Source organism: Streptomyces brevispora, from assembly GCF_007829885.1.
In the GTDB taxonomy this organism is placed as follows: domain Bacteria; phylum Actinomycetota; class Actinomycetes; order Streptomycetales; family Streptomycetaceae; genus Streptomyces; species Streptomyces brevispora.
Genome location: NZ_VIWW01000001.1, coordinates 3,193,645 through 3,207,774, shown reverse-complemented (window position 1 = coordinate 3,207,774; position 14,130 = coordinate 3,193,645). Strand labels below are relative to the sequence as shown.

Genomic DNA, 14,130 nt, shown 5'->3' with positions numbered 1-14,130 from the left:
GGCAGAGCAGCGGTGTGCCGGTGGTGGCCGCACCCGGGGCGGTGGCGAGGCGGAACGGGTGCAGGACGAGGAACTTGCCGAGCGGCTGTGCGGTGACCGGCCGCCAGGTGCGGAAGGAAACGTTTCCTCAACTCCGCGAGATCACCACGCTCAGCGCCCACGGTCCTCGCGACTCCCACAGATCGCGGGTGTTGCGAGGACCGTGGGGACCGCCGTTGGAACCCAAGGGAAACCCGTGTGTGGCACCGACGACAACCTGTGGGTGAGTCAGCAGAAGGCGCCGGACTCCACCTCGGACTGGAGCGTCTTCGCGAAGATCGTGGAGGGCCTGACCTCCGATCCCGTGCTCCGTGTTCGGACGGCCGCCGAGACGGCGATGCCCCGCGATCGAGCGCGGCGAAGAGCCGCCACTACGATCGCCGACCATGGACTGGGTCGCACGCACCGCGCAGTTGAGGCAGTGGACGAGAAGTGGGGTGCGGGCTCCGCACAAGCCGTTGCTGTTCCTGTACGCGCTCAGCCGGTTCCAGCAGGCCGCCGACGACGAGCTGCGGTACAGCGCGGTGGAGGAGGACCTGCGGCGGCTGCTCACCGAATACGGTCCCGGCAACCGGACGACGCCCGCCTACCCCTTCCACCACCTGGTGAGCGACGGCGTGTGGGAGGTGCGCACCGAGCGCGGGCCGGGCAGCCCCGGAACCGGGGTCAGGGAGCTGCGCGCAACCGGCGCCGCCGGGCGGCTGACGCCGGAGCTACGGGCAGCACTGCGGCGGGCGCCGTCCCTGCTCGGCCGGATGGCACGGGTACTGCTCGATCTGAACTTCCCGCCCTCCCTCCACGCCGAGCTGTGCGAAGCCGTCGGCCTGGAGCTGGAGGAGGCCGGGACCGGGCTGCTCCCGGCCGCGCGCAGGCAGCGGGACCGGCGGATGCGGGAGGTGGTCCTGACCGCGTACGCGTACCAGTGCGCCTTCTGCGGGTACGACGGCAGGATCGGCTCGGTGCCGGTCGGACTTGAGGCCGCCCATGTGCGCTGGTGGGCGTTCGACGGACCGGACGACGTCGAGAACGGGTTGTGCCTGTGCTCGCTGCACCACAAGCTGTTCGACAAAGGCGTACTCGGCCTCGGCGACGGTCATGGGGACGGTCATGGGGACGGCCACCGCATCCTGGTCTCGCAGAGCTTCGTCGGCCGCAGCACCGCCGCCCGCGAGCACGTCGTCGCGCTCGCCGGCCGTCCGGTCATCGGCCCCCAGCCGGGCGTCCGCCCCATCGCCGCCGCCCACCGTTCCTGGCACACGAGCGAGGTCTTCCACGGCAGCCCACGCCCCGCCACGACCGCCTGACCGCCCACCTGCCGGAACGGGCCGGCAACCCGGACGGGGGGCGGCGGACGTCCGGGGGGCTCACCCAGGAGGCTCACCGAAGGGGCTCACCCAGGGGCCTGTCGAGGAGCGGAATCGGCCACGGGCAGCAACAAACAGCGGCAAATGGCTGCAATTGTCCGCGAACAACTCCGCCGACGGTGATGGTGCTGGCCGTCGCACCCCGCGCTCGCGATGATCGGGGCATGACCAAGAGCGACAACGGCCAGGACATCACTCTCCACATCGCCCAGGAGCCGGAGGCGGACAAGCTTCTCGGGCGCAGTCCGCTCGCCGCCCTGGTGGGCATGCTGCTGGACCAGCAGGTGCCGATGGAGTGGGCCTTCTCCGGCCCGTACACCCTTGCGCAGCGGATGGGAGGGGATGATCTGGACGCCCATGAGATCGCCGCGTACGACCCCGAGGCGTTCACCGAGCTCTTCACCGCCAAACCCGCGTTGCACCGCTATCCGGGCTCCATGGCCAAGCGGGTGCAGCAGCTGTGCCAGTTCCTGGTGGCGCAGTACGACGGTGTGGCGAGCGCGGTGTGGAGCGACGCCGCCACCGGGGCCGAGCTGCGGAAGAGGCTGAACGCGCTGCCCGGGTTCGGCACCCAGAAGGCGCAGATCTTCCTCGCGCTGCTGGGCAAGCAGTTCGGCGTCCAGCCGCCGGGCTGGCGGGAGGCGGCGGGGCCGTACGGGGAGGCCGGCTCGCACCGCTCGGTCGCCGACATCACCGGACCCGAATCGCTCGCCGAGGTCCGCATGTACAAGCAGGCGGCCAAAGAGGCCACCAAGGCCGCGAAGGCCGACGCCAAGGCTGATGCCAAAGCCGATGCCAAGGCCGGCGCCAAGGTCAGGTGAGTGGCCCACCCGCTCCGAAGCCCCCCACTCACCCGGAACGGCCCCGCGTCCGCCATCCCGCTACCGCCCGCCGCCTGCCGTCCTCCGTCCAGCCGTCCGTGGCACCGCTCGCACCACCCTCACGCCCCCGAGCGCGCCCCGCCCGCGCCGGCGCTCTCACTCGTCACGGCGTCAATTCCGGAATGGACGCTTATATGCGGTCGCGGCCGGCAGCGCAGTCCCTCCCATGGCTGCGCCCGGAGTCTCTTGACCGGTAGGCTTTCCGTGTGATCTTCAAGCGCATCGGAAATGGGCAGCCCTATCCCGACCACGGCCGGGAAAGCACCCGACAGTGGGCGGATGTCGCGCCGCGCCCGGTCCGCCTCGACCAGCTCGTGACCACGAAGGGCCAGCTGGACCTCGAAACCCTCCTCGCCGAGGACTCCACGTTCTACGGCGACCTGTTCGCGCACGTCGTGAAGTGGCAGGGCGACCTCTACCTGGAGGACGGACTGCACCGCGCGGTCCGTGCCGCGCTCCAGCAGCGCCAGGTACTGCACGCCCGCGTGCTCGAACTCGGCTGAGACACCCCACCGCTCCACACCGGATCCTGCGGGGTTCGTTCGGGTGTTTTCCCACTCGGACGGGTGCGATCCATTGATCATTTAGTAGGCATCATCACCGGGCCGCATTACGCTGCGCCCATGACCATGCTCACTCCCCCCGGCATGGGCGGAAAGTACCGCATCACGGGTGACAAGTACCCGCGCATGCGGCGTCCCCGCCGCCGCCGCAGCAAACTGGTCCTCGTGACCATCTCCTCCGTGGTCGCTCTAGGGCTGGCCGGATGGGGGACGTTGCAGCTCATCGATGTCTTCACGGGCGGCGACAAGACGGCCAGCGCCGCCGACCGCAAGGCGAACTGCCCGTCCGCCAAGCCGTCCGCGCCCGCCGTGGCGCTGCCGAAGCCCGAGAAGATCAAGGTCAACGTCTACAACGCGACACCGCGCGGCGGCCTCGCGAAGGCGGCGGCCGACGAGCTGAAAAAGCGCGGTTTCACCATCGGCAAGGTCGGCAACGCCACCGCCGCGTACGACAAGAAGGTGGCCGGGACCGGCATGCTGCTGGGCGCTCCGACCGCGGTCAACGGCACGTTCCCGGTGCTCGGCACACAGTTGCCGGGGGCCACGACGAAGACCGACGCCCGCAAGTCCACGGACGTCGATCTGATCATCGGTACGAAGTTCAAGGCGTTCAGCACGCCGCAGGCGGCCTCCGCCGCCCTGTCCGCCCTGACAAAGCCGTCACCCGCGCCGTCCACCTGCTGAGGAGGGGACGACGCGGGCGGGGCCGCTCTCGGCGCAGGCCCCGGGTTCTCTCGCCAGGGGCTCTCGTTCGGGGCGGGCCCTAGCCTGCGGTGCCGTACATCCGGTCGCCCGCGTCGCCGAGGCCCGGCACGATGTAGCCGTTCTCGTTGAGCCGCTCGTCGACCGAGGCGGTGACCACGGTGACCGGCGTCCCCGCCAGCTCGCGCTCCATCACCTCGACGCCCTCGGGCGCGGCAAGCAGCACGACGGCGGTGACATCGTCCGCACCGCGCTTGATCAGCTCCTGGATGGCCGCGACCAGGGTGCCGCCGGTGGCCAGCATCGGGTCCAGGACGTACACCTGGCGGCCCGAAAGGTCCTCCGGCATCCGCGTCGCGTAGGTGGACGCCTGGAGCGTCTCCTCGTCGCGGATCATGCCCAGGAAGCCCACCTCGGCGGTCGGCAGCAGCCGCACCATGCCGTCGAGCATGCCGAGGCCGGCCCGCAGGATCGGCACGACCAGGGGCCGCGGGTACGACAGCTTCACGCCGGTGGTGGGTGTCACCGGGGTCTCGATGTCGACCTGCTCGGTGCGCACATCGCGGGTGGCCTCGTACGCGAGCAGGGTGACCAGCTCGTCGGCGAGGCGCCGGAAGGTCGGGGAGTCGGTGCGCTTGTCGCGCAGAGTGGTGAGTTTGTGCGCGACCAGCGGGTGGTCGACGACGTGGATCCGCATGGCCCCCACAGTAGCCGCGCCTCCCGTACCCGTGCGCTGGCATCAACCACGCGTTCGGAGGGAAGGTGGGGGCATACGGATCCAGCCTTGGGGTGATGAGCCGATGCCGGACGGGGCACGACGGAAACGGGACGGGGTGGCCCCGCCCGAGCCGCAGGACGCGCGGGACACCGACGCACAGGAATCCGGTGCGCAAGAAGCCGACGCGCAGGAGACCGACGCGCAGCGCCGGAGACGCCGCGCCCATTTCCTCCGCGAGCTTCACGAGGCCAAGGCGCTGCGCGACCGGGTCCAGCCGCGGCGGGTCAAGGCCGCCCGAATGCGCCAGGCCATGCGGATGCGGACGTTTCGCTGGTAGCCGTCCGGCCTGCGGAAGAACCCTCCAGTGGCCGTGTCCGGGAGAACTGGTGGCCGACGCAACGGCCGAACTGCTCTCGCGAAGCCCTCCTTTCTGCCACGATTCCGGTGGGCGGGACGCAGGGCAGCCGGACCACCGACTGCCCTCCCGCCGGACCGACACCCCTATGACCAGTGGGAGAGTCACGGTGTACTTCGCCGCACTGCTCGCGCGCACCGAAGACGGGTGGGAAGCGAGCGACACGGATCTCGACGATGTGGAGACCCTGTCCGATCTGACGGATCTGGCCCGTGAAGCCTCGGTGGACGAGGACACGGTGCTCGTTTTCATCGAGCAGGAGGACGCCTGGTTCGGCGTCATCCGGGTGGACGGTGAGGAGGACCCGCGTATCTACGTCTCGAACGCCTCCGCCGCCGCCCGCTCCTCGTACGGGGAGATCCTGCTCACCGATGAACTGCTCGGCCGCGAACCCGGGGCCGAGGACTCGATTGCCGCCCTCGAAGAGCTCGTCGGCCTCGACGGTACTGAGGACGGCGAGCCGGACGCCACCCCCGACAACGACAACACCATCGAAGACAACGACGACGACGGGCTCGACGCCGTACCGGCAGGCCCCCTCGGTGACACCGGGGTCCTGTCCGACCTCGGTCTCCCCGAGGCGGAGCTGCTGATGCTGCGGACGGACGCACTGGTGGAGATCGCGGACGCGCTGGGAGCGGCCGAGGTCCTGGAGACCGTCCGTTAAGGTCCGCGGGTGACCGAAGCACCGCACCCGCAAGACCCGCCCCAACCGCACGATCCACCGCACGATCCCGTACGCGACCCGTGGCGGGCGCCCATGCGCCATGCCCTGGACGAGGCCGACCGGGCGGCGGCGGCCGGCGATGTGCCGGTCGGCGCCGTCGTCCTCGCCCCGGGCGGCGCACTGCTCGCCACGGGACACAACGAACGCGAGGCGACCGGCGACCCGACCGCCCACGCCGAGATCCTCGCCCTCCGCCGGGCCGCCGCGGCACTCGGCGAATGGCGGCTGTCCGGATGCACCCTGGTGGTCACACTGGAGCCCTGCACGATGTGCGCGGGCGCGCTGGTGCAGTCCCGGGTGGCCCGGGTCGTCTACGGGGCCCGGGACGAGAAGGCCGGGGCGGCCGGCTCGCTCTGGGACGTCGTACGCGACCGTCGGCTCAACCACCGCCCCGAGGTGATCCCCGGAGTCCTGGAGGCCGACTGCGCGGCCCGCCTCACCGCCTTCTTCCGCGACCGCTGACCTGGCATCCCCGCGTCCGGGGGGTGCCTTCGGGAATCGGATTTCGAAGGACGGCCGGGATGGTCTAAGCTCTCTCTCGGTAGCGTGTCCGAGCGGCCGAAGGAGCTCGCCTCGAAAGCGAGTGTGGGGAAACTCACCGAGGGTTCAAATCCCTCCGCTACCGCAGGTAAATGAAGGGACCGACCCGTTTGGGTCGGTCCCTTCTCTGCGTGTCGGGACGCAGCCGGGCGGCGCCCCGGCGATACGACGCGGGCCCCGGCTCGGGAACGAGCCGGGGCCTGCCTGTTGTACGTGCGTTCAGGTCGGGGGAAGCGGCATCGGGGGGACAAACCGCTCCCCCCGATGAGAACAGGTCCGACCAGCCCTCGCCGCGATCGGGGGATTGCCGCGGCGAGGACCCCACAGAGCGGCCCTGTTCCTCGCCCTGCGGAATTCCACATCCGCCGGGCTCGCCATCCATCCTGCCTCCCCGCAGAAGCCGCACGGCAGGACAAAGGACTCAGACCGTCAGGCCCTTGGTCCCTAAAGTTCGGATGAGTGATCGGAAACAGCAGGCGGATACGGCCATTCGTGCGGATAGACTCGCCCGACTGCACAGGGGAACGAAGGGGAGTCAGGGGCCGATGGTGCAAGCGAAGAAGACCGCTCTCTACCTGATAGTCGTCTTCGTGCTCTACACGATCATCACGTCACCGGAACGGGCAGCAGATCTCGTCCTGGTAGGGTTCGAAGGCGTTTCGAGTGCCGCGCGGGGCGTCGGTGACTTCATGTCCGAGCTCGTGAAGTAGGAGTACCCCGTGATCCGCCATCTGGTCCTGTTCAAGCTGAACGACGGCGTCGAGCGGGACGACCCGCGGGTCGTCGCGGGGGCCCTGGCCTTCCAGGAACTGGCGGACAAGGTCCCGGAGCTGGAGTTCTGGGAGTGCGCCTGGAACATCACCGACCGGCCGATCGCGTACGACTTCGCCATCAACTCCGCCGTCGCCGACGAGGCCGCGCTGAAGAACTACATCGAGCATCCGGCCCACCAGGCGGCAGCCGGTCAGTGGCGCGAATTCGCCACCTGGGTGATCGCCGACTACCCATTCTGACCCCTTCGGCCCTGCGAGCCCCTCACCACAGCGGTGAGGGGCTTTTCTTTGTGTTTAAACCGATTCGACGCCAACACGGCGCGATGGGGTGCTTGCGCATAGTGGACATGTCTTGTGATGCTATGACCGCTTTTGATGGATGAGTTGACCGAAATTGACCGCGAAGGGGTGGCGTCATCGTGCCGGCCAGTGCAGCGCCTCAAGTGCCTCCCCAGACCGTCCAGACGGCACCGGCCGCCCAGACGGCACCGGCCGCCCAGACGGCACCGACCGCCCGTACGGAGCAGACGATCCAGTCGGCGCAGCCGGCGCAGGCGGCGCAGGTGATTCCGTCGGCCCAGCCTGTCCAGTCGGCTCAGCCCGTCCAGACCGTCCAGCCCGTCCAGCCCGTCCAGTCGGCCCAGTCGGCCCAGTCGGCCCAGCAGGCGCAGACGATCGAGACGGAGACGCCCGACGACACCGTCACGCCCGCCAGGACCCGGGGCGCGGACACCAGGGCGCTCACCCAGGTGCTGTTCGGGCAGCTCAAGGGGCTGGAGCCGGGTACCGCGGAGCACGGCCGGGTCCGGACGGCGCTGATCGAGGCGAATCTTCCCCTCGTGCGGTACGCCGCGGCGCGGTTCCGGAGCCGCAACGAGCCGATGGAGGACGTCGTCCAGGTCGGCACGATCGGCCTGATCAACGCGATCGACCGGTTCGACCCCGAACGGGGCGTCCAGTTCCCGACCTTCGCGATGCCCACCGTGGTCGGCGAGATCAAGCGGTACTTCCGGGACAACGTGCGGACCGTCCACGTCCCGCGCCGGCTGCACGAGCTCTGGGTCCAGGTCACCGGCGCCACCGAGGACCTGACGACCGCTCACGGCCGCTCCCCCACCACCGGGGAGATCGCCGAGCGGTTGAAGATCTCCGAGGACGAGGTGCTGGCCTGCATCGAGGCGGGGCGCTCGTACCACGCGACCTCACTGGAGGCCGCCCAGGAGGGTGACGGCCTGCCCGGCCTGCTGGACCGGCTCGGCTACGAGGACCCGGCCCTGGCCGGGGTCGAACACCGCGATCTGGTCCGGCACCTGCTCGTCCAGCTGCCCGAGCGCGAGCAGCGGATCCTGCTTCTGCGCTACTACAGCAATCTGACGCAGTCCCAGATCAGCGCCGAACTCGGGGTCTCCCAGATGCATGTGTCAAGGCTCCTCGCCAGAAGCTTTGCCCGACTTCGATCCGCAAACAGGATCGAGGCGTAACCGAAACGGGTAATCCGCTCCCAGTTCGAACCCGTCGGATCAAATGCGACACACCACTTGTTAAGCGCACAGACTCCCCCGAGAGTTGTCGACAAGTCACTACAGCGCGTTGCCGACATGTGACATTCTGCGGGAACCGCGTTTGCCGCCGCCTCCCCTCCGGTATTCAGGTGGAGGCTGCGTTCCTCCGATGGTCGCGGCCACCGCGACCGTCCGCGACCTCAAGGGGGTGGCATGTCCGCAGAACAGGGCAGCTCGAAGGTGCTCACGCTCACCAAGAGCGCACCCGCACCCGTTGTGCTCACCAGCTCGTCGGAAGCCATCGACACCCGTACGCTGTCCCGCTCGCTGTTCGTGCGGCTCGCCGCACTGGGTCCCGCACCGGGTCCCGATGGAACGGACAGCCCGGAGCGCGTCTATGTACGGGACACACTCATCGAGCTCAACCTGCCGTTGGTGCGTTACGCCGCGGCGCGGTTCCGGAGCCGTAACGAACCGATGGAGGACATCGTCCAGGTCGGCACGATCGGCCTGATCAAGGCGATCGACCGGTTCGACTGCGAGCGCGGCGTGGAGTTCCCGACGTTCGCGATGCCCACCGTCGTCGGCGAGATCAAGCGCTTCTTCCGCGACACCTCCTGGTCGGTGCGGGTGCCTCGCCGGCTTCAGGAGCTGCGGCTCGCCCTCACCAAGACCAGCGACGAGCTCGCCCAGAAGCTCGACCGTTCGCCGACCGTGCCGGAACTGGCCAAGGCGCTCGGGGTCTCCGAGGAGGACGTTGTCGACGGCCTGGCCGTCGGCAACGCCTACACCGCCTCCTCGCTGGACTCGCCCTCACCCGAGGACGACGGCGGCGAGGGCTCGCTGGCCGACCGGCTGGGATACGAGGACGCGGCGCTGGAGGGCGTCGAGTACCGCGAGTCCCTCAAGCCGCTGCTGGCCAAACTCCCGCCCCGGGAACGGCAGATCATCATGCTGCGGTTCTTCGCCAACATGACCCAGTCGCAGATCGGCGAGGAGGTCGGCATCTCGCAGATGCACGTCTCGCGCCTGCTGACCCGCACGCTCGCCCAGCTCAGGGAGGGGCTCATCGCCGACTGACCTGCGCGCAGCCGCGCAAGGGTTCCGAATTGACGGACCGTCAGCCACACTGGCGCGATGCGACGTCAGACATTCGGCCCGCACGGCCGCCGGGGCACCGTGATCGCCGCCTCGGCGGCCGTGCTGTGCCTGGGCGGCACACTGGCACGCTGCGGCGACGGGACGGGCGGCAACGGCTACACGGCCGTCGGCGCGGCGCAGGCGGCCGCCGGAAAGGCGCCCTCAGGGGCGGTGGCGCCCTCGGGGAAGGTCACGCTGATCCCGCTCGACAGGAACGGGGGCAGGGCCGGGAACGGCGACGAGCGCGGGGGCCTCGACGGCGTCGGAAGACGCGGGGGCGGCTCGCCCTCGCCGGGCTCCTCGGCCGCGGTCCACGGGACGAGCGGCGCCGAGGACGGCGGTGCGGGCGGCACCGATGCCGGGCGGCCCGGTGCGCCGGGTCGTACGTCGGACGGGTCCGGCGCCACGGGCAACACCAGCCCCACCGGCAACGCGAGCCCCACAGGCGGCTCCGGTTCCGGCGGCTCCGGCTCCGGTTCCGGCGGCTCCGGCTCCGGTTCCGGCGGCTCCACCGGCCCCGTGACCCCGTCCGCGCCGGGTTCCTCCGCCCCCGCAGGGGCGGCCCTGCTGAAGGTGGGCGCACCCGAGCGCGCGGCGGCGGACGAGCGCTGGTGCGAGAAGGTGACCGTGGCGTTCCGCAACACCGGTGGATCACCGGTGCGTTCGGGCACCGTCACCTTCGCCACGCACATCATCGGCGGGCTGGGGATCGACTGGGCGACCCGGGAATCGACAGCGCCGCTGCCCGCGCCGATCGACGCGGGAGCGGCGCGGAAGAAGACGTACACCGTCTGTGTGGACGCCTGGCGGGTGCCCCTGGGCATGCATGTCGATACCCGGGACGTCACCGCCGTCTGGAAGTGACGGATGAGGACGGGGTGACCGGCGGTCCGGTCAGCTGAGCGCGAGCCAGGCGACCGCGCCGAGGACGACGACCACCGCGACGACCACGGCGATCAGTCCGGTCCTCGGTCCGGACGACACGGCCGCGGGCTGCTGCCGGCGCTGCGGCTCGCCCTCGTCGACGAAGGCGCGGAACATCTGCGTGTTGCCTGCCGGGTCGCTTGTGCCCTCGGGACCCTGCGGGGCGTGGGGGTTGTGTGCCATGTCGCAGGACCCTAGCGAACTCGGCGGGAGTGCCCAACCCCCGGGGCGGTGAAGGCGCGAGGCCGCAGCCGGGGAACCGGTGGGAGAGGAGTGGAGGCAGGAGCGGGGCGAGGAGTCGGGAGAGGAGCGGGGAACGGCGCTGAAGGGGCGAGCGAGGCGCGGGGAATCCTCCCTGCCCGGCGAACCCCGTACCCGGCAGCACATCGCACGCCCCGCGCAACGCCCGCACCTCCCAGGCGAGTTGGGGGTCATGTGGGCTCCCACCGCGCAGCGCTCCCGTATATAAGCGCGAGGGGCGATGGCGCGGCGCTCGCGGGCGGCCCGGTATCGGCCCCCGAGCGAACCGACTCACCCGGAAACCGGGCCCCGGACCGCTCCACCCACGCCTCCCGTGTGGCGCGAGACACATCCGCCACTTTCGCACCGCACACGCTGGGGCTTTGACTCAAGGCCTACGCAGCCTTTGGCGTTCCTTTACTTATGCAAGCCCTTTTTCGTTTGCCTGCGGTAATCAACGACTTCTATGGTTGCCCTAAGCAACAAGATGACGAGTGTGAGATGTCTGGGGGTCCCGTGGCTGCACGGAGTCAGTACGAAGAACTGGCCCGGCAGCTCAGCGCCATAGGCGCCGTGAAGCGAGGACTCGCCCGCATCCTGCCGGCCGAATGCCCCGCGGGCTCCGCGGCCGTACTCGCCCTGCTGAGTCGGCACGGCGAGATACGGATCAGCAGACTGGCCGAACTGCTCGACGTCAACATGTCTGTGACCAGCCGACATGTCGCCCACGTGGCGGAGCGCGGCTGGATCGAACGGTCCCCGGACCCGGCGGACAAGCGTTCCCGGATCCTGCGGCTGACCCCCGCGGGCGAGGGCGTGCTCGACGACCTGAACTGCCGGAGCACCGAAATGTTCGCCCACCATCTCCAGGATTGGTCCGACGAAGAAGTCGGGCAGCTCAACACACTGTTGGCCCGGTTGCGCGACAGCTTCTCCTGTCGCGGATCCGTCGGGCGCGCCCCCGGAGGGCACAGCGGCGACTGCCGCTCCCGGCCGGCCGACAGTCAAGACAGCTCGTACACCGGCACACCCGTGTAACGGGAGCAAAGACAAGGAATTAAATGGCTACGACCACACCGACCGGTGTGCGGGGCGGCCACGCCAAGCACGGAGGGAGCGATTCCTCCGACGGCACGCCGATGACACACCGGCAGATCATGGAAGCACTCGCTGGGCTGATGCTCGGCATGTTCGTCGCGATCCTGTCGTCCACTGTCGTCTCCAACGCCCTGCCGGAGATCATCTCCGACCTCGGCGGCGGTCAGAGCGCCTACACCTGGGTCGTCACGTCCTCGCTGCTGGCGATGACGGCGACCACCCCCCTGTGGGGCAAGCTCTCCGACCTGTTCAGCAAGAAGCTGCTGGTCCAGATAGCACTCGTCATCTACGTCGCGGGCTCGGTCGTCGCCGGTATGGCGACCAGCAGCGGCATGCTGATCGCCTGCCGTGTGGTGCAGGGCATCGGCGTCGGCGGTCTCTCCGCCCTCGCCCAGATCGTGATGGCCGCGATGATCGCCCCGCGCGAGCGCGGTCGCTACAGCGGCTACATCGGCGCGGTCTTCGCCGTCGCCACCGTCGGCGGTCCGCTGCTCGGCGGTGTCATCACCGACACCAGCTGGATGGGCTGGCGCTGGTGCTTCTACGTGGGTGTGCCGTTCGCGGTCATCGCCCTCATCGTGCTGCAGAAGACCCTGAAGCTCCCGGTGGTCAAGCGCAAGGTCAAGGTCGACTGGACCGGCGCCTTCTTCATCAGCGCCGCGGTCTCGCTGCTGCTCCTCTGGGTGACCTTCGCGGGCGACAAGTACGACTGGATGTCCTGGCAGACCGGCGTGATGCTGGCCGGCTCCGTGCTCCTCGCCGTGCTCTTCGTCATCACCGAGTCCCGTGCCAGCGAGCCGATCATCCCGCTGCGGCTGTTCCGTAACCGCACCATCACGCTCGCCTCGCTCGCCTCGCTGTTCGTCGGTATCGCGATGTTCGCCGGTACCGTCTTCTTCAGCCAGTACTTCCAGCTGGCGCGCGGCAAGTCGCCGACGATGTCCGGTGTGATGACGATCCCGATGATCACGGGTCTGTTCATCTCCTCGACCGTCTCGGGCCAGATCATCACCAAGACGGGCCGTTGGAAGGCCTGGCTGGTCAGCGGTGGTTTCCTGGTCACGGCCGGTCTCGGCATGCTCGGCACGATCCGCTACGACACGACGTACTGGCACATCGGTGTCTACATGTTCGTGATGGGTCTCGGCGTCGGCATGATGATGCAGAACCTGGTGCTCGCCACCCAGAACCAGGTCGACCCCTCGGACCTCGGTTCGGCCAGTTCCGTCGTGACCTTCTTCCGTTCGCTCGGTGGGGCCATCGGTGTCTCGGCACTGGGCGCCGTCATGGCGAACCGCGTCACCCACTACGTCAAGGACGGCCTGGCGGACCTCGGTCCCCAGGGCGGGTCCATGGGCGCCGGCGGCGGGGGCATCCCCGATCTGGACAAGCTGCCCGCCCCGATCCGTACGGTCGTGGAGAGCGCCTACGGGCACGGCGTCGGCGACGTCTTCCTGTACGCGGCTCCGGCCGCACTGCTCGCCTTCCTGATCACGATCTTCATCAAGGAGGTCGCGCTGCGGACGACTGCCGCGAGCGACTCCCCGGCCGCGTCCGAGGCTGCGGCACCGGTCGACGCACCGGTGGACGCGGCGGTGCTCGCCGAGGTCCCGTCCGGTACCGCCGCACTGGTCGCCGAGGGAACGGCCGGCGTCACCGCCGTCCCGACCCTTCAGGCCGCTCCGGTGGCGACCGTGCAGGGCACCGCGGTACACGGTGTGGTGCGCGGCGCCGAGGGCGCACCCGTCGAGCAGGCCGCCGTCACCCTGATCTCGCTGGACGGCCGGCAGCTGGGCATCTCGGTCTCGCAGGCGGACGGCAGCTACGGCCTGGGCGCCCCTGGCGCCGGTTCGTACGTGCTGATCGCGTCCGCCGACGGTTTCCAGCCGCAGGCGTCCACCGTGGTCGTCGCCGAGGAGGCGCTCACGTACGACATCCTGCTCTCCGGTACGAGCGGGCTGGCCGGAACCGTGCTGGCCGACGAGGACGGCACGCCGGTCGCGGACGCCATGGTCATCGTGACCGATGTGCGCGGCGACGTGCTCGCCACCGGCAAGTCCGGCGAGACGGGCGACTTCACCTTCGGTGAGCTGGTCCCCGGTGCGGTGACCGTCGCGGTGAACGCGGTCGGGTTCCGCCCGATGGCGCTGCCCGTGGAGGTCGGCGGCCAGGGTGTCACCCGGGTCGACGCCGCGCTGCGGGCCGGTGCGCTGGTGCAGGGCGTCGTACGGGCCGGTACCGGCCTGCGGCCGCTGCCGGACGCCCGTGTCACGCTGATCGACGCGGCGGGCAACGTGATCGCCAGCTCGACGACCGGGGAGGACGGGGCGTACGCCTTCACCGACCTGGACGCGGGCGAGTACTCGGTCGTCGCGACCGGTTACCCGCCGGTGGCAGGCACCCTGACCGTCGCCGGTCGCGGGGTCGACGGCCACGACATCGAACTCGTTCACCCCGGCGAGTAGTCAAGACCCCTGGCGGGACAGCACTTCTAGCGGAGAGGC

General features: G+C 69.9%; 16 protein-coding genes and 1 tRNA gene. 15 read left to right on the top strand and 2 right to left on the bottom strand.

What is annotated here, in order from left to right:
* Positions 1-425: 425 nt before the first annotated feature.
* From FHX80_RS14825 to FHX80_RS14810, 4 genes are all read left to right on the top strand, one after another.
* Positions 426-1,343, top strand: coding sequence for a phosphorothioated DNA-binding restriction endonuclease (locus FHX80_RS14825; RefSeq protein ID WP_145764630.1), 918 nt, complete (start codon positions 426-428; stop codon positions 1,341-1,343).
* Between the two features lie 224 nt (positions 1,344-1,567).
* Complete coding sequence (locus tag FHX80_RS14820; RefSeq protein ID WP_145764629.1) at positions 1,568-2,224, top strand: HhH-GPD-type base excision DNA repair protein; 657 nt, start codon at positions 1,568-1,570, stop codon at positions 2,222-2,224.
* A gap of 266 nt (positions 2,225-2,490) precedes the next feature.
* Complete coding sequence (locus FHX80_RS14815) at positions 2,491-2,787, top strand: type II toxin-antitoxin system VapB family antitoxin (RefSeq protein ID WP_073736427.1); 297 nt, start codon at positions 2,491-2,493, stop codon at positions 2,785-2,787.
* 144 nt (positions 2,788-2,931) lie between these two features.
* A complete protein-coding gene (locus FHX80_RS14810) occupies positions 2,932-3,531 on the top strand; it encodes a LytR C-terminal domain-containing protein (protein ID WP_145767301.1) in 600 nt (199 codons plus the stop codon).
* Positions 3,532-3,610: 79 nt separating this feature from the next.
* Here the strand turns inward: FHX80_RS14810 and upp are convergent, their stop codons facing one another.
* Positions 3,611-4,246, bottom strand: coding sequence for a uracil phosphoribosyltransferase (upp, locus tag FHX80_RS14805; protein ID WP_145764628.1), 636 nt, complete (start codon positions 4,244-4,246; stop codon positions 3,611-3,613).
* 103 nt (positions 4,247-4,349) lie between these two features.
* Between upp and FHX80_RS14800 the strand changes: the two genes are divergently transcribed.
* The 9 genes from FHX80_RS14800 to FHX80_RS34720 all read left to right on the top strand — a co-directional run bounded on the left by FHX80_RS14800 (position 4,350) and on the right by FHX80_RS34720 (position 10,228).
* Positions 4,350-4,604 carry a hypothetical protein gene (locus FHX80_RS14800; protein ID WP_145764627.1) on the top strand — a complete coding sequence of 85 codons (255 nt, stop codon included), beginning with the start codon at positions 4,350-4,352 and terminating at the stop codon, positions 4,602-4,604.
* A 187-nt stretch (positions 4,605-4,791) separates the two neighbouring features.
* Positions 4,792-5,349 (top strand): tRNA adenosine deaminase-associated protein, encoded by a 558-nt coding sequence (locus FHX80_RS14795; protein WP_145767300.1) that lies wholly within the window; start codon positions 4,792-4,794, stop codon positions 5,347-5,349.
* A 93-nt stretch (positions 5,350-5,442) separates the two neighbouring features.
* A complete protein-coding gene (gene tadA, locus FHX80_RS14790; RefSeq protein ID WP_244318265.1) occupies positions 5,443-5,871 on the top strand; it encodes a tRNA adenosine(34) deaminase TadA in 429 nt (142 codons plus the stop codon).
* Positions 5,872-5,949: 78 nt separating this feature from the next.
* Positions 5,950-6,034, top strand: a tRNA-Ser gene (locus tag FHX80_RS14785).
* A 460-nt stretch (positions 6,035-6,494) separates the two neighbouring features.
* The gene (locus FHX80_RS34725) at positions 6,495-6,659 is read left to right on the top strand and encodes a hypothetical protein (protein ID WP_167523543.1); all 165 of its coding nucleotides are present in this window, start codon (positions 6,495-6,497) and stop codon (positions 6,657-6,659) included.
* Between the two features lie 9 nt (positions 6,660-6,668).
* Positions 6,669-6,962, top strand: coding sequence for a Dabb family protein (locus FHX80_RS14780; RefSeq protein ID WP_145764625.1), 294 nt, complete (start codon positions 6,669-6,671; stop codon positions 6,960-6,962).
* Between the two features lie 434 nt (positions 6,963-7,396).
* The gene (locus FHX80_RS14775) at positions 7,397-8,203 is read left to right on the top strand and encodes an RNA polymerase sigma factor SigF (RefSeq protein WP_145767299.1); all 807 of its coding nucleotides are present in this window, start codon (positions 7,397-7,399) and stop codon (positions 8,201-8,203) included.
* A gap of 234 nt (positions 8,204-8,437) precedes the next feature.
* Positions 8,438-9,304, top strand: a complete 867-nt coding sequence (locus FHX80_RS14770) for an RNA polymerase sigma factor SigF (protein ID WP_145764624.1) — start codon at positions 8,438-8,440, stop codon at positions 9,302-9,304.
* A 57-nt stretch (positions 9,305-9,361) separates the two neighbouring features.
* Complete coding sequence (locus FHX80_RS34720; protein ID WP_167523541.1) at positions 9,362-10,228, top strand: hypothetical protein; 867 nt, start codon at positions 9,362-9,364, stop codon at positions 10,226-10,228.
* Positions 10,229-10,258: 30 nt separating this feature from the next.
* On the opposite strand, the gene FHX80_RS14755 is transcribed toward FHX80_RS34720, so the two are convergent.
* Entirely contained in the window at positions 10,259-10,471 is a 213-nt protein-coding gene (locus FHX80_RS14755) for a hypothetical protein (RefSeq protein ID WP_145764622.1), read from the bottom strand.
* Between the two features lie 573 nt (positions 10,472-11,044).
* Between FHX80_RS14755 and FHX80_RS14750 the strand changes: the two genes are divergently transcribed.
* Together FHX80_RS14750 and FHX80_RS14745 are read left to right on the top strand one after the other, a co-directional pair.
* Positions 11,045-11,566 carry a MarR family winged helix-turn-helix transcriptional regulator gene (locus FHX80_RS14750; RefSeq protein ID WP_145764621.1) on the top strand — a complete coding sequence of 174 codons (522 nt, stop codon included), beginning with the start codon at positions 11,045-11,047 and terminating at the stop codon, positions 11,564-11,566.
* A gap of 101 nt (positions 11,567-11,667) precedes the next feature.
* A complete protein-coding gene (locus tag FHX80_RS14745; RefSeq protein ID WP_483025192.1) occupies positions 11,668-14,091 on the top strand; it encodes an MFS transporter in 2,424 nt (807 codons plus the stop codon).
* Positions 14,092-14,130: the final 39 nt, after the last annotated feature.